This window comes from Streptomyces sp. M-16 (genome assembly GCF_052114405.1).
Classification (GTDB): Bacteria; Actinomycetota; Actinomycetes; order Streptomycetales; family Streptomycetaceae; genus Streptomyces.
In genome coordinates, this window is record NZ_JBFRER010000144.1 from 1 (window position 1) to 18,048 (window position 18,048).

Genomic DNA, 18,048 nt, shown 5'->3' on the forward strand with positions numbered 1-18,048 from the left:
CCGTGGCTACCGGGGCCGGGGGGCCGCCCCGCGCGGGTCGCCCACGCCCCGGCCCGGGAGCCCCGGTGCACGCGCCCGCTCCCGGGCCGCGCTGCTCGGCTCGGACACCACGCCGCCGCGCTGGTTCCACATCTGCCGGGTGATCCACACGTCCAGCACCGCCCAGGTGGCCACGACCGTCCCGGCTATCCCGCAGATCACCATCGGGAAGGCCAGCCAGGAGCCCGTCACCGCGAGGAAGAAGGTGATCGTGGCCTCGGTCAGGGTCACCGCCACGATCAGCAGCGCCCGCACCGCGGACGCCCGTACCGGGTCCGGCATGCGGCGCCGGCGGGCCGGTTCCTCCACCCACAGCCCCCGCCCCGGCATCCGCGTCGCCGCGCCGTCCTCTTCGTACATCCTCATGGTCCGCTCACTTCCCGCCCCGCGGCCGCCCATGCCCGCCGTGCCCGTCCGCACCCTCGTCCTGTCAGACGTGCGGGACCGCCCGGAGATTCCCGGAACCCGGACGTCCGCACCGTCGACAATGATCGCGGAAGGAAGAATTCCAGCCATCCATCCGATTGCGGGAACCGAGGCCCCAGTGAGTGTCATCTGCCACATATCGGGCCGGACTTGACCGGAAGTATCGGACAACTCGTGATCATCGCCCGGGGGTCAGACCGAAAACGTCCGGACACGCCTTCGAAGGCGCGCCCCGGCAGTAGTAGGCTCACGCCGTTTAAATGACGGAACACCGACCTCCGGCACGGGGGTTGAGCTGGGGGAGGCTGGGGAGGCCATGCGCTTTCGCGGGAAGTCCATCCGCCGGAAGATCGTGGCGTTGCTCTTGGTGCCGCTCGTCTCCCTGACCGCCCTGTGGGGCTTCTCCACGGTCATCACCGGCCGGGAGGCGATCCAGCTCCTCGACGTCGCGTACGTCATCGACAAGGTCGGCTACCCGATCGAGGACGTCGTCCGCGTCATCCAGAAGGAACGCCGCCAGACCCTGGTCGTGATCGGCGACCCCACCGCCGCCGCCGCGACCGCCGAACTCACCAAGAGCCGCGGCGCCACCGACGCCATGGTCCGCGAGATCACCGCGAGCGCCCGCGACCCCAAGGTCGCCGACGAGCTCACCCCGCAGGCCCGCGCCCGGCTGCGCTCCATCCTCGACGCCTTCCACGGCATCGCCGCGCTGCGCAGCTCCGTCGACCGCAGCTCCCTCGCCCCCGGCCAGGCCCTGGAGCTCTACAGCCGGCTCGTCGACCCCTGCTACGAGTTCCTGATGAACCTCCACGCCCTGGAGAACGTGGAGATGGACAAGCAGGGCCGTGCCCTCGTCGGCATCACCCGCGCCCGCGAGACCCTCGCGCGCGAGGACGCGGTCATCGCCGCGTCCCTCGCCGCCCGCAACGTCAGCGCACCCGACGTCCGGCACGTCTCCGACCTCGCCGCCAACCGCGGCCTGCTCTACGAGTTCAACCTCGCGATCCTCCCGGCCGAGGACCGCGTCCTCTTCGAGCGGTACTGGAAGGGCCCGGAGACCAAGGCCCTGCGCGACGCGGAGGAACGGTTCATCGCCGCCGGCGCCGGCAAGAACCCCCGCGCCGTCACCGCCGCCCAGTGGGACGAGGCCGCGGGCAAGGTCCTCGACGACCTCGCCACCATGGGCACCGCCGCGGGCGACCGCTACCAAAAGCGCGTCAAGCCGGTCGCGATCGAAGTCCTCGTCCAGGCCGCCGTCGCGGGCGTCCTCGGCTTCATCGCCCTCGCCGTCTCCCTCGTCCTGTCCGTCCGCATCGGCCGCGACCTCATCCGCGACCTCTCGCAGCTGCGCAAGGACGCCCACGAGGCCTCCGGCGTCCGGCTGCCCAGCGTGATGCGCCGCCTCGCCGCCGGCGAGACCGTCGACGTGGAAACCGAGGCGCCCCGGCTCGAATTCGAGAAGGACGAGGTCGGCCAGGTCGGCCTGGCCCTCAACAGCCTCCAGCGCGCCGCCGTCGAGGCAGCCGTCAAGCAGGCCGAGCTGCGCCGCGGCGTTTCCGAGGTGTTCGTGAACCTCGCCCGCCGCAACCAGGTGCTCCTGCACCGCCAGCTGACCCTCCTCGACACCATGGAACGGCGCACCGAGGACACCGAGGAACTCGCCGACCTCTTCCGCCTCGACCACATGACCACCCGCATGCGCCGCCACGCCGAAGGCCTGGTGATCCTCTCCGGCGCCGCCCCCTCCCGCCAGTGGCGCAAGCCCGTCCAGCTGATGGACGTCGTACGGGCCGCCGTCGCCGAGGTGGAGGACTACGAACGCATCGAGGTCCGCCGGCTGCCGCGCCTGGGCATCGAGGGCCCGGCCGTCGCGGACGTCACCCACCTGATCGCCGAACTCCTGGAGAACGCCACGGTGTTCTCGCCCCCGCACACGGCCGTCCAGGTCCACGGCGAGCGGGTCGCGAACGGTTTCACCCTGGAGATCCACGACCGAGGCCTCGGCATGAACCCCGAGGCGCTCCTGGACGCGAACCTCCGGCTCGCGGAGACCCCCGAGTTCGAGCTCTCCGACACCGACCGCCTCGGCCTCTTCGTCGTCAGCCGCCTCGCCCGCCGCCACGCCGTCAAGGTCGTCCTCCAGACCAGCCCCTACGGAGGCACCACCGCGGTGGTCTTCCTGCCCGCCGAGCTCCTCACCGAGGCCCCCGACACCAACGGCACCGGCATCCGCCTCGACGGCGTCAAGGGCGCCAAGACCGCCCCGGGCCTCCTGAGCGGGCAGGGCGCCAAGGGAGTCAAGGCCGCCGCCCCCAAGCCGTCCGACCGGCCGGTGCACGCCGCCGTCGACCGCACGTCCGCGCCGGCCCGCCCGCTGGCCGCCGGCGTGCTGAACGGACCGGTCGAGCTGGAGGCGCCGCTCGGGGCGCTCGGCCTCGACGGGCCGGACGGCCTCGACGAGCTCACCCCCGGCGTCCCGGGCCTCACCGGTGTCGGCGGGCGCCCGCCCATGGCCTCCCTCGACGACGAGACCCCGCCCGGCGGCATCTCGCGCACCGCGCTGCTGGGGCTGAGCGCCGCGGACCGCCCCCACAGCGACCGGCATCCCGAACGCGGCGCCTGGAAGGGCGACCGGATCGGCGACCGCGGCGCGGACCGCCACCGGGACCGGAGCCGGGACACCGACGCGGAGTCCGGCCGCACCCGCACCCGCGCCACCGGGCGCGAACGGGAGCCGCTGCCCCCCACGGGCCCGGTCCGCCTGGAACGCCCCCACCAGGAACCGGTGCGCCCGGACGGCCCCCGTACGGGCGCGGCCGTCCCGCTGCCCCGGCGACACCCCACCCCGACCCTGGTCGCGGAGCACGGCCGCCGCGTCGAGCCCCGCCCGGCGACCGCCGGTTCCCGCTCCCCGGCCACGACCGGCCCGCTGCCCGGCGCCGACGAGGGCGCGCAGCCGCGTACGTCCCCGTCGGCGCCCGCGTCCGGCCCCGGCGGGCTGCCCCGCCGGGTGCGCCAGGCGAGCCTCGCACCCCAGCTCAAGAACGGCCCGGCCCCCGCCGAGGCCGGGACCGACGCCGACCCGGTGACCGACCGCGACGCGGAGGCCGTGCGCCGGCGCATGTCCGCCCTCCAGCGCGGCTGGACGGCGGGCCGCGACCAGTACGCACAGCAGCAGTCCGAGACCGAGGCCGGCACCCCCGCCGCCAGCGGTCCCGCGCACGAGAACGAAGGGGACGGTCGATGACCGCACCGCAGACCGGAAACGACACCCGGGGCCGCGGCTCCGGCCCGCTCAACTGGCTCCTCGACGAACTCGTCGACAAGGTCGGCAGCATCCGCAAGGCGGTCGTCCTCTCCGGCGACGGCCTGCCCACCGGAAGCTCCAAGGACATCACCCGCGAGGACAGCGAACACCTGGCCGCCGTGGCCTCCGGCTTCCACAGCCTGGCCAAGGGCGTCGGCCGGCACTTCGAGTCCGGCCGGGTCCGCCAGACCGTGGTGGAGCTGGACGAGGCCTTCCTCTTCGTCATGGCGGCGGGCGACGGCAGCTGCCTGGCCGTCCTGTCCGACGCCGACTCCGACGTCGGACAGGTCGCGTACGAGATGACGCTGATGGTCAAGCGCGTCGGCGACCACCTGGCGACCGCCCCGCGCACAGGACTGCCAGCCGGAGGGTGAGTCGGACGGCATGAGCGACCCAGGCCAGGACCGACCCGGCGATCTCCGGGGGACCCAGCCCGACACCGGCCACCCGCACTGGTTCGACGACGACGCGGGTCCCGTCGTACGCCCCTACGCCATGACGCGTGGCCGGACCAGCCACGCCGGGCAGCACCGCCTGGACCTGATCGCCCTCGTCGTCGCGGAAGCGGCGGCCGACGATCCGGTCTGGGACCTGACCCTGTCCCCGGAGCACGCCCACATCCTCGGGCTGTGCCGGGAACGCCCACAGTCGGTGGCGGAACTCGCCGCGGACCTGGACCTCGCCATCGGCGTGGTCCGGGTCCTGATCGGCGACCTCGTCCACGACGAACTGGTCCACGTGACCAGGCCGGTGCCCCCGGCCGAACTGCCTGATGAATCCATTCTGCGTGAGGTGATCGATGGCCTTCGGGCGCTCTAGCCGCACCGGCGCGATGCATGCCGTGTCGCCGGTCGAGCCGCTGACCCTGAAGATCCTGGTCGCGGGCGGTTTCGGGGTGGGCAAGACCACCCTGGTCAGTGCTGTGAGCGAGATCCGTCCGCTGCGGACGGAGGAACGCCTGTCCGAACCGGGCGCCGCCGTCGACGACATCGACGGGGTGGAGGGGAAGAGCACCACCACCGTGGCGATGGACTTCGGCCGCATCACCCTGCGCGAGGACCTGGTGCTCTACCTCTTCGGCACGCCGGGCCAGGACCGTTTCTGGTTCCTGTGGGACGAGCTGGCACAGGGCTCACTCGGCTCGGTGGTGCTGGCCGACACCCGCCGCCTCGCCGACTGCTTCGCCGCCATCGACTACTTCGAGCGGCGCGGGATCCCCTTCGTCGTCGCGGTCAACTGCTTCGACGGCGCCGAGCGCCATCCCGTGGTCACCGTCCGCGAGGCGCTCGACCTCGATCCGGAGGTGCCGGTCCTGCTCTGCGACGCCAGGGACCGGGAATCGGTCAAGGACGTCCTCGTGGGCGTCGTCGAACACGCCATGTCCCTGGCCCGGTCCCGCCGCAGGAGCCTGAGCGCAGGGGCCTGAACTTCGGGACCTGAGCGCCCTGGGCCCGAGCGCCCTCGGCTTGAGTCCGGGGCCCGAGCTCCCTCCGGACGCGCCCGCGCGTCATGGAGGCGGCCCGTACCCCCGCCGACTGGGGTACGGGCCGCAGCTCTCATGGGGGGATCCGGGGCTCCCGCTCGCGGCGCGGGACCGTGGACAGAGTGTGAACCCGCCACCGGGGGCCGTCAAGGACCCCGACAACACACCCAGTTCACGGCCCCCGCCGCCTTCCCGCCGCCCTCCCCCCCGCCCCCTCAGCGCACCGCCACGACGGCCGAACCATGGCCGAACAGCCCCTGGTTGGCGGTGATCCCGGCCCGCGCGCCCGGCACCTGCCGCGCCCCGGCCGTACCCCGCAGCTGCCACGTGAGCTCGCACACCTGGGCGATGGCCTGCGCCGGCACCGCCTCCCCGAAGGAGGCCAGCCCACCGCTCGGGTTGACCGGAACCCGCCCGCCGAGCGCGGTCGCCCCCTCCCGCAGGAGCTTGACCGCCTCGCCCTCGCCGCACAGGCCGATGTCCTCGTACCAGTCCAGTTCGAGCGCGGTCGACAGGTCGTACACCTCGGCCAGCGACAGGTCACCCGGCCCCAGCCCCGCCTCCTCGTAGGCGGCGCGCGCGATCGACGCCCGGAAGGAGCCGGCGGCGGGCGCCACCGCCACCGCCGAGTCGGTCGCGATGTCCGGCAGGTCCAGCACGGTACGCGGATACGTGGGCGTCACCGTGGACACCGCCCGGATCCGCACCGGGTCCGCCGCCCCCCGCGCCCGCGCGAACTCCATGCTGCTCAGCACCAGGGCCGCGCCCCCGTCCGAGGTGGCGCAGATGTCCAGCAGCCGCAGCGGATCGGCCACCACCGCCGAGGCCGCCACCTCCCCGGCGGTCACCGCCTTGCGGTAGCGGGCGTTCGGGTTGAGCGCCCCCGCGGCCGCGTTCTTCACCTTGACCTGCGCGAAGTCCTCACCGGTGTCCCCGTACAGGGCCATGCGGCGGCGGGCGTAGAGCGCGAAGTACGCCGGGTTCACGGCCCCCAGGATCCGGAACCGCAGCCAGTCCGGGTCGTCGGGCCGCTCGCCACCGGCCGGGGCGAAGAAGCCCTTCGGGGCCGCGTCGGCGCCCACCACCAGCACCACGTCCGCCAGCCCCGCCAGGATCTGCGCCCGGGCCGCCCCGATGGCCTGGGCCCCCGAGGCGCAGGCCGCGTACACGCTGGTCACCCGGGCGCCCTGCCAGCCGAGGGCCCGCGCGAAGGTGGCCCCGGCGACGTAGCCCGGATATCCGGAGCGCACGGTGTCGGCCCCGACGACGGAATCGACGTCGGTCCACTCCAGCCCGGCGTCGACGAGCGCGGCCCGGGCGGCGGCCCGTCCGTACTCCACGAAGCCGCGCCCCCATTTGCCCCAGGGGTGCATGCCGGCCCCCAGGACGGCCACCTCGCCGCGCACCGGAGCCCCGCCTGGCCCGTCCCCGCCCGCCCGGTCCCCGCTCACGAGGCCCCTCCCACCGGCTTGAACTGCCAGGTCAGCCAGGTGGTCGCGGCGTCCTCGTGCAGGACGCCGCCCACCACCTCGACCTCCATGCCGACCTCCAGGTCCGCCACCGTCACCCCGGGAGCCCCTTGCCCGAGCACGACCATCCCCTCGGCCTCCAGCTCCACCGCGACGAGGGTGTACGGCTCCCAGGGCGCGGCCGGATCGGACACGTACGGTGCGGGCGGCCGGTAGCGGCCGTCGGTGTAGGACCAGACCCGGCCGCGCGGCGACAGCGGGACCTCGGCGAGCTCGCCGCCGGGGCAGTGCGGATTGCGGCAGTGGGCGTCCTCGCGCGGGAAGAACACCGCGGTGCAGGCGGAGCACCGGGTGCCGAGCAGGCGGAAGCCGCCCTCCGCGTCCGCCTCCGTGAACCATCCCTGCACGACGGGTGTGCGTGTGCGTTCCAAGACCCCTCCCGGACAGCATCATCTGACGAAGCGTCAGAAGTCTGCCACGGCGGGCGCCGGGGGTCACCGGTTCTCGGCGAGCCACTTCCGCGCGATCATGTCCAGCTCCGCGTCCCGCCCGGCCAGCATCATCCGGATCATCTGCGCGTCCCCCCGCAGCGACCAGGCCGGATGCCCGAAGGTGGCCGGGTTGTTCCCCTCGATCAGGAAGTGCGCGGGCCACGCGGCCCCGTACCCGATCACGGGCAGTGCGGCCAGGTACCGCCGACGCCCGCGCGCCACCCCGTACACGGTCAGCGCCAGCCCGGACAGCGTCCCGCAGAGGTGTACCCACCGCGTGGCGGCCCGGGAGTGCATGGCGACGTAGTACGGCCAGAACTCCTCGTACGATCCGAAAGTCATACGGGCACGCTACTCAGGGCCGCCCGGCGGCGACAGACACCGGAACGTCGAAAGCCGTGTCCGGGAAGGCCTCGGGCCGCAGCGTGAAGTGCCACCACTCCTCGGGCAGGTTCACGAACCCCTGTGCCCCCAGCACCCGCTCCAGCAGCCGCCGGTTCGCCCGCGCAGCCGCCGTGACCTCCGGGGAGTCCGTGTGCGAGGCCGGACCGAAGAAGTCGAAGGACGTCCCCATGTCCACCTCCCGGCGGGCGGGCAGCGCGACCAGCGTCACGTCGACCGTACTCCCGCGACTGTGCGCCGACTTCGCCGCGATGTACCCCTCAGGGATCAGGCGGCCCTTGTCCACCTGCGGGTAGTACTCCGCCTTCGCCGCCGGATCGTCCGGCTCCCCGGCCCAGCGCACGAACCGGTCCACCGCCCGCTGCGGCCGGTAGCAGTCGTACACCTTCAACGCGTAGCCGCCGCGCAGCAGTTCCCGCTGCGCCCGGCGCAGGGCCTCGGCGGCCGGCCGGGCCAGCAGGCACACCGGCTCCGCGTAGCCGTCCACGACCGCACCCGTGAAGTTCCGCGGGCCCGCGTACCGCATGTCCTCACCGATGCCCGGATCCACGTCCCGCAACGCCACGAACCCCGCGAGCCGGCCCTGCGCGCCCGCGGGCACCGCCAGCCCGGCCAGCACCGCGGCGACCACCAGCATCCTCATGCCCTTGGAATACCATCGCCGCATGCCGGCACAGCTGAAGGACTCGCACTGCTCCACCTGCGGAGCCCGGTTCGACACCGCGCTCTGGCCCCGGACGTGCGCCGCCTGCGGCGCCGTCACCTACCGGAACCCGCTCCCGGTCGCGATCGCCCTGCTCCCCGTCGAGGACGCCTCCGGCACCGGGCTGGTGGTCATCACCCGCACCATCGAACCCGCCCTCGGCGGCGTCGCCCTGCCCGGAGGGTTCGTGGACTTCGGCGAGGACTGGCGGAAGGCGGTCGTCCGCGAACTCCGCGAGGAGACCGGCATCGAGGCCCCGGCCGGCGAGGTCGCCCTGGCCGACGTCCTCAGCTCCCCGGCCGGCCACCTGCTCGTCTTCGGCCTCCTGCCGCCCCGCCCGATATCCGCCCTGCCGCCCTCGGCCGCCACCGACGAGACGACGGGCTGGCACGTCCTGCGCGAACCGGCCGAACTGGCCTTCCCGCTCCACACCCGGGCGGCGGCCGCCTGGTTCGCGGGCCGCTACGCCTAGCCGGCCCGCCTCTTCCGGATCCTGCCTGGCCCGCCGCCGCCCGGCACCGCACCTCGCCGCGTCGGCGGGGCACCCGAATACGTCCACCACGAGGGCGCCCCGCCAACACGCCGATGCACGGCACCGGACGACGCGGGCCCGACCGGCAAGATCCGGACGGGACGGCCCAGGCCGTCTCGTCCGGCCCGCCGCGCGGCCGGCGCGCAGGGGCCCTACACGGGCAGGTCCATCACCAGCGACGCCAGCGTCACCACGCCCACCACCGTGCCGGCGACGACCGCACCCCGCGCCCACAGCGCCCGCGCCGGAACGGGCCGTGCCCGCAGGTACGCCCCCGCCAGCAGCGGGAGCACCGCACTCAGTGCCGTCCAGGCCCAGACGTGCCCGAAGCCCGGCAGGGCCTGCGGCCCGGTCCCGAGCCACCGGTGGACGAGCAGGGCGGGCGGCACCGACAGCGCGGCCACCAGGACCGCGACCGCGACCGGCTCCGGCCACGCGCTCAGCCGGGCCGTCCAACGGCCCAGCACCGCGAGGGGTTTGACGAACAGCAGCCCGTGCAGGAACCCCGCCGCGACGGCGGCCACCGCCGTCAGCCCGAGCTCCGCGAACGACCCGCCCGAGGGCTGCCCGGTGACCAGGAGGAGCGCCCACACCGTGACCAGCTGCCAGGCGCCGACCACCTCCGCACCCGGCGCCAGGTCCCGTCTGCGCACCCCGCCCGGCAGGCGTCGGTTCGCTGCGTGGGGCCGCGTCGTGGTGCCGGCTAAGACCATCACTGACTCCCTGTCCGATCGGGGCGGCACGCCCGCCGCCGCCCCACAGGCTGTCCCGCCGGCCTATAGCGCCGCTATACCGTTTCAGGCACCGCTCGCCCGCCCGACGGGCCGTCGCCCGCCGCGCCTCACAGCCCTCACAGCCCTCAAAGCCCCCGCAGCTCGACGCCGCGCACCGTCGCGCCCGCCTCGTCCTCCACCACCACCGCGTCCCCGGCCCACCGCACGGTGTACCGCTCGACCTCGCCCGCCTCGAACCCCGGGCCCGGGTCACGGATGACCACCCCGCCGCCCGTCCGGCCCCGGGCCGGGGCCCACGCCTCCAGCCCCACCGTCCCGTCCCGGCGCCGTACCGGCAGCACCGCCCCCGCCCGCGCCAGCACCGGCGTCCGTCCCGGCGGGGCGTCCAGCAGCACCTGCGCGGGCCCCTCGTGCGCGGCCCCCGTGGCGGTGTCGTACCACCGCCCGCGCGGCAACCGCACCGCCCGCCGGTCCGCCCCGCACTCCAGGACCGGCGCCACCAGCAGCGCGTCCCCCAGCAGGAACGCGTCCTCGCAGTCCCGCAGCACCCGGTCCTCCGGCGCCCCCCACCACAGCGGCCGCACGTACGGGGCCCCGGTCCGCCGCGCCAGGTGGGCCAGCGTCACGAAGTACGGCCGCAGCCGCTCCCGCTCCGCCAGCACCTCCGCGGCCCGCTCCGCCACCTCCGGCCCGAACTCCCACGGCTCGCGCCGGCCCGCCCAGATCGCCGAGTGCGTCCGGAACAGCGGCAGGTACGCCCCCAGTTGCAGCCACCGCAGGTACAGCTCCGGCGACGGCGACCCCCCGAAGCCGCCCACGTCGGGCCCCGAGTACGGCACCCCGCACAGCCCGAGGCCCAGCACCAGCGCCAGCGAGGCCCGCAGCCCGTCCCAGCCGGACTCCACGTCTCCGGACCAGGTGCCCCCGTAGCGCTGCATCCCCGCCCACCCCGACCGGGAGAACAGGAACGGCCGTTCCGCCGGCCGCAGCCGCACCAGGCCCTCCCACCCGGCCCGCGCCATCGACAGCCCGTACACGTTGTGCCCGGCCCGGTGGTCCCCGCCCGCCCCCTCCAGCACGTGCCGGGCCGACCGCGGCAGCGTCGCGTCCCCCCACGGCGCGAACGAGACCGGCTCGTTCATGTCGTGCCAGAACCCGGCGAAGCCCTGAGCGAGCCGCTCCCCGTACAGCCCGCCCCACCACTCCCGCACCGCCGGATCCGTGAAGTCCGGATAGGCGCACTCGCCCGGCCAGACCTCCCCCCGCACCTCCCGGCCCCGCGCGTCCCGTACGAACGCCCCGTGGTCACCGACCGCCAGCCCCGCGGCGTGCACCGCGTCCCCCGCCTTCACCGCCGGATCCACGATCGACACCAGCCGCACCCCCCGCTCCGCCAGCTCCGCCGCCAGCCCCGGCAGGTCCGGGAACGCCTCCCGGTCCACCGTGAACACCCGGTGCGCGTCGTAGTGGTCGATGTCCAGGTGCACGGCCGACAGCGCCAGCCCCCGCTCCGCGTACCCGTCCACCACCCGCCGGACCTCCGCCGCGCTCCCGAACCCCCAGCGCGCGTGCTGGTACCCCAGGGCCCACTCGGGCGGCACCGCCGCCGCGCCCGTCAGGCCCGCCCACCCCTGGAGCACCCGCGCCGGCGTCCCCACCAGCACCCAGCACCGCGCCGGGCCGCCCTCCAGACGCAGCTCGCTGGCCCCCGGCCGGTCCGGGCCCGAACCGGCCCCCTCCTCGCCGCCGCGCAGCCCCACCCGCCCGTCCCAGGTGTTGTCGTAGAACGCCAGGTGCGTCCCGGCGTCCGCGACCACCACCTGCACCGGCATCGTGATGTACAGCGGATCGGTGTCCGGCCCGAACCCGCCCTTCGGATCCGTGTTCCACAGCCGGTACTCCCCGTCCCGCAGCCGCGGGCCCCGCGCCCGCCCGCCCAGCCCGAAGAACCGCGCGTCCGCCGGCACCTCCGCCCGCTGCAGCCACCGGGACCCGCCCTCGGCGGGCCCCGTCACCGGATCCCACCAGCGCGGCGGCAGCTCCCGCCGCAGCACCGCCCCGCCCGGGGTCCGCACCTCCACCGCCCCGTGCCGGGACACCGCCACCGTCACCCGCTCCGACACCACCCGCCAGCCGCCGCTCGTGTCCGGCTCCAGCACCGCCCGCGGATCGGGCTCCGGGCCGCCGCCCACCACCGCGTAGGAGGGCGTGGGCTCGGCCCCGTCCCAGCCCCAGAACACCGCCCCGCCCACGGTCACCCGTACCAGCAGCTCGGACCGCGCGAACCGGAGCACGCCCCCGCCCGGCCGCGCCTGCGTCCCCGTCAGCAGCCCCGGCACCCGGGCCCGTTCCGCACCCCGGCGCGGGAGCCCCTCCGCGTCCGCCCGCCGGTGGCTCCAGGCCGAGCGCCAGGCCCGGCGCCCGCGCGCCGTACCGATCTCTTTCACCGCACGCACCAGATCACGACCGTCCATGCCGCTCACCCTGCCACCGGCCCCCCGGCCCGCGGGAGGCGTTCAGCTGCCGTTCACCCGGAAAACGATCACACCCGACCGCCCGGGACAGCTCTGGTGCGGATGTCGATCACATGGCATGGTCCCTGTGAGCCGCCGCGCACACACCCGCGCAGCGGTGGCACCGTACGCACACGAAGCGCGATCCACAGACTTGACCGGGAGCCGACCCATGACCTCAGCCACCCAGCCGGAACCCCTCTGGTCCCCGAGCCCCGACCGGATCGCCGCAGCCCGCGTCACCGCCTTCCAGGCCTGGGCCGCGGACCGCTTCGGCGCACCCGCCGACGGCGGCTACCCGGCCCTGCAGCGCTGGTCCGTCGACGAGCTCGACACCTTCTGGCAGGCCGTCGCCGAGTGGTTCGAGATCCGCTTCACCACCCCCTACGAATCCGTCCTCGCGGACCGCACCATGCCCGGCGCCCGCTGGTTCACGGGATCCACCCTCAACTACGCCGAGCACGCCCTGCGCGCCGCCGAGGACCCGGCCCGCGCCGCGGACCCCGCCCTGCTCCACGTCGACGAGACCCACGAACCCACCCCCGTCACCTGGGCGGAACTGCGCCGCCAGGTCGGCTCGCTCGCCGCCGAACTGCGCGCCCTCGGCGTCCGCCCCGGCGACCGGGTCAGCGGCTACCTCCCCAACATCCCCGAAGCCGTCGTCGCCCTCCTCGCCACCGCCGCCGTCGGCGGCGTCTGGACCTCCTGCGCCCCCGACTTCGGCGCCCGCAGCGTCCTCGACCGCTTCGAGCAGGTCGAGCCGGTCGTCCTGTTCGCCGTCGACGGCTACCGCTACGGCGGCAAGGAGCACGACCGCCGCGAGACCGTCGCCGAACTGCGCGACGGGCTCCCCTCGCTGCGCGCCGTCGTCCACATCCCGCTGCTGGGCACCCCCGCTCCCGAGGGGACCCGCCCCTGGCCGGAGCTGACCTCCGCCGACACCGAGCCCGTCTTCGAGCCGGTCCCCTTCGACCACCCGCTGTGGATCCTCTACTCCTCCGGCACCACCGGCGCCCCCAAGGCGATCGTGCAGTCCCAGGGCGGCATCCTCCTGGAGCACCTCAAGCAGCTCGGCCTGCACTGCGACCTCGGCCCCGAGGACCGGTTCTTCTGGTTCACCTCCACCGGCTGGATGATGTGGAACTTCCTCGTCTCCGGCCTGCTGACGGGCACCACCGTCGTCCTCTACGACGGCAGCCCCGGCTACCCCGACACCGGCGCCCAGTGGCGGATCGCCGAGCGCACCGGCGCCACCCTCTACGGCACCTCCGCCGCCTACGTCATGGCCTGCCGCAAGGCCGAGGTCCACCCCTCCCGGGACTTCGACCTCTCCGCCGTGAAGTGCGTCGCCACCACCGGCTCCCCGCTCCCGCCCGACGGCTTCCGCTGGCTCCACGACGAAGTGGCCGAGGACCTCTGGATCGCCTCCGTCAGCGGCGGCACCGACGTGTGCAGCTGCTTCGCCGGCGCCGTACCCACCCTCCCGGTCCACATCGGCGAACTCCAGGCCGCCTGCCTCGGTACGGACCTCCAGGCGTGGGACCCCGCGGGCAAGCCGCTCACCGGCGAGGTCGGCGAACTCGTCGTCACGGCCCCCATGCCGTCCATGCCGATCCACTTCTGGAACGACCCCGACGGCAGCCGCTACCGCGACAGCTACTTCGAGATGTTCCCCGGCGTCTGGCGCCACGGGGACTGGATCACGATCACCGACCACGGCTCTGTCGTCATCCACGGCCGCTCCGACTCCACCCTCAACCGGCAGGGCGTCCGGATGGGCTCGGCCGACATCTACGAGGCCGTCGAACGCCTCCCCGAGATCAAGGAGTCCCTGGTCATCGGCCTGGAGGAGCCCAACGGCGGCTACTGGATGCCGCTCTTCGTCCACCTCGCCCCCGGTGCCGTCCTCGACGACGCGCTGCGCAAGAAGATCGCCGCCACCATCCGGGAGCAGCTCTCCCCGCGCCACGTCCCCGACGAGGTCATCGAGGTCCCGGCCGTCCCGCACACCCTGACCGGCAAGCGCATCGAGGTCCCCGTCAAGCGGCTCCTCCAGGGCACCCCCCTGGAGAAGGCCGTCAACCCGGGCTCTGTCGACAACCCGGACCTGCTCGCCTTCTACGAGGAGCTGGCCCGCACCCGCACGTGACTGTCAGTGCCCGCGATTACTCTGAGTGAGCAAGCCGTCGCACCACTCAGGGGGAACCATGAAGGGCACACCGGACACCTCGCGCACCACCCGTGACATCAACGGCACGCTGCGCCGCGAGGTCCCCAGCACCGTCGGCCTCCTCGCCGACCCCGGGGACTTCGCGGCCATGCGCGACTACCGCAGCTTCTGCTTCGACCACCACGACGCCTACGCCGACTACCTCCGCCACGTCGACGCCCTGCTCCGCACCCTCGCCGCCGAGGGCGTCCACACCACCGTCGCCCTCTTCGATCCCGAGGAGTACGCCGACTACTGCGCCGAGCACGGCCTCGACCCGGACACCGCCGCGGCCCGCACCCGCTTCACCGCCGGACTCGGCGGCCCCGGAGGCCTGCCCTACACCGGCCAGCCCGTCGAGGAACTGGTCCCCCTCCTGGTCGACGCCTCCCTCCGGCAGGCGACCAGGGAGTACGCGGGCATGCTCCTCGCCCGCGCCGGAGAATGCGCCGACTGCGGCACCGACATCGGCCGCGCCTCCTTCGAACGGGCCACCGAAATCCTCCGGCGGCTCCTCGCCGTGGCCGGCCCCGGCCACCACCACCTCGTCTGCAGCGTCCCGGCCCCGGACGAACAGCTCCTCGCCGTCCTCCACGCCGAAACACCCGACGACCCCTGCGGCCCACCCCGGATCGAAGGCCCCGAAGGCCTCGAATTCGCGACCGTCCTCGCCGCCGGCCTCGCCCTCGGCGCCGCCGGGGGACTGGTGCTCCGCAGCACCACCGAGGGCTTCCGCGACCGGGTCCACGGCTGGCGCCTCGACCGGGGGCGCCTGATCGCCCTCAACGCCGCCTCGGTCTTCGACGCCTACTGCACCGACGCCGACACCGGCGAGCCCGTGGCACCCGAACCGGGCGTCGAATACTGCCCGGGCTACGAGGTGGACCTCCCCGACCCCCACCACTGACCGGCCCCGCACACGACCGAGGGGCCCCCGCCACCGGCGAAGGCCCCTCGATCGATCACACGCACCACGGCTACTCGCCGGACAGCACCGCCTGGGCGGCCGCCCGGGCCTCATCCGCGCTGTCCGTCGCACGCGCGGCCGCGGCCGCGCGCTCGCACTGCGCGAGCGTGTACTTGGCGAGCGTCGCCCGCACGTACGGAATCGAAGCGGCACCCATGGAGAGGGAGGTGACGCCCAGACCCGTCAGCACACAGGCCAGCAGCGGATCCGAAGCGGCCTCACCACACACACCACAGCTCTTGCCCTCCGCCCTTGCGGCCTCGGCCGACATGGCGATCAGGTCGAGCAGCGCCGGCTGCCACGGATCCTGGAGCCGCGACACCGCACCCACCTGACGGTCGGCGGCGAAGGCGTACTGCGCGAGGTCGTTCGTACCCAGCGACAGGAACTCGACCTCCTGCAGGATCGAGCGCGCCCGCAGCGCGGCGGAGGGGATCTCCACCATCGYACCGAACTTCGCCCGCAGACCGGCCTCGCGGCAGGCGTCGGCGAAGGCCTTGGCATCGAGCCGGTCGGCCACCATCGGGGCCATGACCTCCAGGTACACCGGAAGGCCCTCGGCCGCCTTGGCCAGCGCGGTCAGCTGCGTGCGCAGCACGTCCGGGTGGTCCAGCAGGGTGCGCAGACCCCGCACCCCCAGGGCCGGGTTCGGCTCGTCGCCCGGCGTCAGGAAGTCCAGCGGCTTGTCGGCACCGGCGTCCAGCACCCGCACCACCACACGGCCCTCGGGGAAGGCCTCCAGCACCTTGCGGTACGACTCGATCTGCTTCTCCTCGGACGGCGCCTTCTTGCTGTCGTCCAGGAACAGGAACTCGGTGCGGAACAGACCCACGCCCTCGGCCCCGGCCTCCACGGCCGCCGGCACGTCCGCCGGACCGCCGACGTTGGCCAGCAGCGGCACCTTGTGACCGTCCGAGGTCGCGCCCGGACCGGAGGAGGCGGCCAGCGCCGCCTTCCGCTCGGCGGCCGCGGCCTCCAGCTCGGCCCGCTTCTCCGCGGTCGGCTCGACGAACAGGTCACCCGTGCTGCCGTCGACCGCGATGACCGTGCCCTCGGCGATCTCACCGGCACCGGGCAGCGCCACGATCGCCGGCACGCCCAGCGCACGCGCCAGGATCGCGCTGTGGCTCGTCGGCCCGCCCTCCTCGGTCACGAAACCGAGGACCAGCGCCGGGTCGAGCAGAGCGGTGTCGGCGGGCGCCAGGTCCCGGGCGATGAGCACGTACGGCTCGTCGCTGTCCGGCACGCCCGGCATCGGAACGCCCAGCAGGCGCGCCACGATGCGGTTGCGCACGTCGTCCAGGTCGGCCACCCGCCCGGCCATGTACTCGCCGGCCCCCGCGAGCAGGTCGCGGTAGGAGGCGAACGCGTCGTAGATACCGCGCTCGGCCGTGCTGCCGACGGCGATCCGCCGGTCCACGTCCGCCATCAGCTCGGGGTCCGTGGCGATCATCGCCTGGGCCTCCAGCACGTGCTGAGCCTCGCCACCGGCCAGCTGGCCGCGCGCGATCAGGTCGGCCGATACAGCCTCCACGGCCTGACGGGCGCGCCCCTGTTCGCGCCCCGCCTCGTCCGCGGTGATCTGCTTGGCCGGCGGTTCGAGAACCGCCGTGCCCATGTGCCGAACCTCGCCGATCGCCACACCGTGGCTCACGCCGACGCCTCGCAGCGTTGTCTCCATTTCACCCGTCTCCGATTGAGCGGCGGGCCCAGCCGCCGCGGTGGATGTCCGACTCGCCCGTACGGGCGGACGCGTCACTGCCAGCCGAAAAGGACGTCGTCGGCCTTGACGTCCCCGGACTCGACGACGTCGGAGAGGGAGTCGGCGGTCGCTTCGAGCGCCACGACCGGGCAGACCGGGGACTTGCCGGCGGCCTCGACGGCGGCGGGGTTCCAGCGGATGACCGCCTGGCCGCGCGTGACGGTGTCGCCCTTGTTCACGAGCAGCTCGAAGCCCTCGCCGTTGAGCTGGACGGTGTCGATCCCGAGGTGCGTGAGCACACCGTGGCCCTCATCGTCGACTACCACGTACGCGTGCGGGTGCAGAGAGACGATCACACCGTCCACGGGGGCCACCGCCTCCGACGGCTCGCGCACGGGATCAATAGCGGTGCCCGGTCCCACCATCGCGCCGGAGAACACCGGATCGGGCACTGCCGCGAGTCCGATGGCACGCCCGGCAAGTGGGGACGTCACGCTGGTCATGGGGGCCTCCCAGGGGTGGGGCTTCTTCGTGTCGCCGTCACTACCTGTCGCGAACGGCGTACTCTCGGAAGGATATGTCACAGGATGTTCGGGTTCGCCCGATGCTGGTCCCGATCCGGGCTGGCCCTTCGGCACGGAGACTAGTGGACTAGACCGGTGGACTAGACCATACGCGTGAATCGATTTGCTTGGGCACCACGGGGCCTGTACTGTCGTGACTCCCGCCAGGACGTGTCGTGTGAACTTCTCGCGAACAACCGATGGACGGGACTCCTCCTCAAGCAGTGCAACTCTCAATCTCCATACTTTCCGCGCGCCCTTTCGGCAAACGGACGGTGGTCGGAGAGGCAGAAATCCACTGCTAGAGTTTGGATCGCCGGAAAGGGAAAGCGCGAAAGCGCAGAACCTCGAAAGCRCCGAGGAAAATCGGACACGAAAGAGTCTGATAGAGTCGGAAACGCAAGAACACAGAACGAAAGCCCGGAGGAAAGCCCGMGAGGGTGAGTACAAAGGAAGCGTCCGTTCCTTGAGAACTCAACAGCGTGCCAAAAATCAACGCCAGAAG

General features: G+C 73.8%; 16 protein-coding genes. 7 read left to right on the forward strand and 9 right to left on the reverse strand.

Annotation, left to right across the window (positions count from 1 at the left end; all coding sequences use genetic code 11):
* Positions 1 to 6: 6 nt before the first annotated feature.
* The gene (locus AB4039_RS37350; protein ID WP_442272844.1) at positions 7 to 405 is read right to left on the reverse strand and encodes a hypothetical protein; all 399 of its coding nucleotides are present in this window, start codon (positions 403 to 405) and stop codon (positions 7 to 9) included.
* A 376-nt stretch (positions 406 to 781) separates the two neighbouring features.
* Here AB4039_RS37350 and AB4039_RS37355 point away from each other — a divergent pair, with 376 nt between their 5' ends.
* The 4 genes from AB4039_RS37355 to AB4039_RS37370 are packed head-to-tail and all read left to right on the forward strand — an operon-like array spanning position 782 to position 5,201.
* Positions 782 to 3,715, forward strand: a complete 2,934-nt coding sequence (locus tag AB4039_RS37355) for a nitrate- and nitrite sensing domain-containing protein (RefSeq protein WP_442272845.1) — start codon at positions 782 to 784, stop codon at positions 3,713 to 3,715.
* Entirely contained in the window at positions 3,712 to 4,149 is a 438-nt protein-coding gene (locus AB4039_RS37360; RefSeq protein WP_266837698.1) for a roadblock/LC7 domain-containing protein, read from the forward strand. Before AB4039_RS37355 ends, AB4039_RS37360 begins: the two co-directional genes overlap by 4 nt.
* A 10-nt stretch (positions 4,150 to 4,159) precedes the next feature.
* Positions 4,160 to 4,594 carry a DUF742 domain-containing protein gene (locus tag AB4039_RS37365; RefSeq protein ID WP_266837696.1) on the forward strand — a complete coding sequence of 145 codons (435 nt, stop codon included), beginning with the start codon at positions 4,160 to 4,162 and terminating at the stop codon, positions 4,592 to 4,594.
* Positions 4,575 to 5,201: a GTP-binding protein gene (locus tag AB4039_RS37370; protein WP_266837694.1), complete on the forward strand. Its 627-nt coding sequence runs from the start codon at positions 4,575 to 4,577 to the stop codon at positions 5,199 to 5,201. The genes AB4039_RS37365 and AB4039_RS37370 overlap by 20 nt, the downstream gene beginning before the upstream one ends.
* 272 nt (positions 5,202 to 5,473) lie before the next feature.
* Here AB4039_RS37370 and AB4039_RS37375 read toward each other — a convergent pair whose 3' ends face one another.
* The 4 genes from AB4039_RS37375 to AB4039_RS37390 all read right to left on the reverse strand — a co-directional run bounded on the left by AB4039_RS37375 (position 5,474) and on the right by AB4039_RS37390 (position 8,263).
* Complete coding sequence (locus tag AB4039_RS37375) at positions 5,474 to 6,664, reverse strand: lipid-transfer protein (RefSeq protein WP_266841486.1); 1,191 nt, start codon at positions 6,662 to 6,664, stop codon at positions 5,474 to 5,476.
* Between the two features lie 41 nt (positions 6,665 to 6,705).
* The gene (locus tag AB4039_RS37380; RefSeq protein ID WP_442272846.1) at positions 6,706 to 7,158 is read right to left on the reverse strand and encodes a Zn-ribbon domain-containing OB-fold protein; all 453 of its coding nucleotides are present in this window, start codon (positions 7,156 to 7,158) and stop codon (positions 6,706 to 6,708) included.
* Between the two features lie 63 nt (positions 7,159 to 7,221).
* Positions 7,222 to 7,560: a DUF962 domain-containing protein gene (locus tag AB4039_RS37385; protein ID WP_266837690.1), complete on the reverse strand. Its 339-nt coding sequence runs from the start codon at positions 7,558 to 7,560 to the stop codon at positions 7,222 to 7,224.
* Positions 7,561 to 7,573: 13 nt separating this feature from the next.
* Positions 7,574 to 8,263 carry a M15 family metallopeptidase gene (locus AB4039_RS37390; RefSeq protein WP_442272847.1) on the reverse strand — a complete coding sequence of 230 codons (690 nt, stop codon included), beginning with the start codon at positions 8,261 to 8,263 and terminating at the stop codon, positions 7,574 to 7,576.
* Between the two features lie 22 nt (positions 8,264 to 8,285).
* On the opposite strand from AB4039_RS37390, the gene AB4039_RS37395 reads away from it, so the two are divergent.
* Complete coding sequence (locus AB4039_RS37395; RefSeq protein ID WP_266837686.1) at positions 8,286 to 8,795, forward strand: NUDIX domain-containing protein; 510 nt, start codon at positions 8,286 to 8,288, stop codon at positions 8,793 to 8,795.
* Between the two features lie 212 nt (positions 8,796 to 9,007).
* Here AB4039_RS37395 and AB4039_RS37400 read toward each other — a convergent pair whose 3' ends face one another.
* Both AB4039_RS37400 and AB4039_RS37405 read right to left on the reverse strand, forming a co-directional pair.
* Positions 9,008 to 9,568: a hypothetical protein gene (locus AB4039_RS37400; RefSeq protein ID WP_266837684.1), complete on the reverse strand. Its 561-nt coding sequence runs from the start codon at positions 9,566 to 9,568 to the stop codon at positions 9,008 to 9,010.
* Positions 9,569 to 9,714: 146 nt separating this feature from the next.
* Complete coding sequence (locus tag AB4039_RS37405) at positions 9,715 to 12,063, reverse strand: glycoside hydrolase family 31 protein (RefSeq protein WP_442272848.1); 2,349 nt, start codon at positions 12,061 to 12,063, stop codon at positions 9,715 to 9,717.
* 211 nt (positions 12,064 to 12,274) lie between these two features.
* On the opposite strand from AB4039_RS37405, the gene AB4039_RS37410 reads away from it, so the two are divergent.
* Positions 12,275 to 14,251: an acetoacetate--CoA ligase gene (locus tag AB4039_RS37410; protein WP_442272849.1), complete on the forward strand. Its 1,977-nt coding sequence runs from the start codon at positions 12,275 to 12,277 to the stop codon at positions 14,249 to 14,251.
* Positions 14,252 to 14,309: 58 nt separating this feature from the next.
* Positions 14,310 to 15,218 (forward strand): hypothetical protein, encoded by a 909-nt coding sequence (locus AB4039_RS37415; protein ID WP_266837678.1) that lies wholly within the window; start codon positions 14,310 to 14,312, stop codon positions 15,216 to 15,218.
* A 70-nt stretch (positions 15,219 to 15,288) separates the two neighbouring features.
* On the opposite strand, the gene ptsP is transcribed toward AB4039_RS37415, so the two are convergent.
* On the reverse strand, positions 15,289 to 16,959 hold the full coding sequence (gene ptsP / locus AB4039_RS37420; RefSeq protein ID WP_442272850.1) for a phosphoenolpyruvate--protein phosphotransferase: 1,671 nt from the start codon (positions 16,957 to 16,959) through the stop codon (positions 15,289 to 15,291).
* A 74-nt stretch (positions 16,960 to 17,033) separates the two neighbouring features.
* Positions 17,034 to 17,483, reverse strand: coding sequence for a PTS glucose transporter subunit IIA (locus tag AB4039_RS37425; RefSeq protein ID WP_266837674.1), 450 nt, complete (start codon positions 17,481 to 17,483; stop codon positions 17,034 to 17,036).
* Positions 17,484 to 18,048: the final 565 nt, after the last annotated feature.

Excerpts from the sequence above, each read along its gene's own strand:
- AB4039_RS37365 (WP_266837696.1), top strand. The coding sequence starts at position 4,160 with ATGAGCGACCCAGGCCAGGACCGACCCGGCGATCTCCGGGGGACCCAG.
- AB4039_RS37410 (WP_442272849.1), top strand. The coding sequence starts at position 12,275 with ATGACCTCAGCCACCCAGCCGGAACCCCTCTGGTCCCCGAGCCCCGAC.
- AB4039_RS37425 (WP_266837674.1), bottom strand. The coding sequence starts at position 17,483 with ATGACCAGCGTGACGTCCCCACTTGCCGGGCGTGCCATCGGACTCGCG.
- AB4039_RS37355 (WP_442272845.1), top strand. The coding sequence starts at position 782 with ATGCGCTTTCGCGGGAAGTCCATCCGCCGGAAGATCGTGGCGTTGCTC.
- AB4039_RS37415 (WP_266837678.1), top strand. The coding sequence starts at position 14,310 with ATGAAGGGCACACCGGACACCTCGCGCACCACCCGTGACATCAACGGC.
- AB4039_RS37370 (WP_266837694.1), top strand. The coding sequence starts at position 4,575 with ATGGCCTTCGGGCGCTCTAGCCGCACCGGCGCGATGCATGCCGTGTCG.
- AB4039_RS37350 (WP_442272844.1), bottom strand. The coding sequence starts at position 405 with ATGAGGATGTACGAAGAGGACGGCGCGGCGACGCGGATGCCGGGGCGG.
- AB4039_RS37390 (WP_442272847.1), bottom strand. The coding sequence starts at position 8,263 with ATGAGGATGCTGGTGGTCGCCGCGGTGCTGGCCGGGCTGGCGGTGCCC.
- AB4039_RS37405 (WP_442272848.1), bottom strand. The coding sequence starts at position 12,063 with ATGGACGGTCGTGATCTGGTGCGTGCGGTGAAAGAGATCGGTACGGCG.
- AB4039_RS37400 (WP_266837684.1), bottom strand. The coding sequence starts at position 9,568 with ATGGTCTTAGCCGGCACCACGACGCGGCCCCACGCAGCGAACCGACGC.
- AB4039_RS37385 (WP_266837690.1), bottom strand. The coding sequence starts at position 7,560 with ATGACTTTCGGATCGTACGAGGAGTTCTGGCCGTACTACGTCGCCATG.
- AB4039_RS37395 (WP_266837686.1), top strand. The coding sequence starts at position 8,286 with ATGCCGGCACAGCTGAAGGACTCGCACTGCTCCACCTGCGGAGCCCGG.
- AB4039_RS37360 (WP_266837698.1), top strand. The coding sequence starts at position 3,712 with ATGACCGCACCGCAGACCGGAAACGACACCCGGGGCCGCGGCTCCGGC.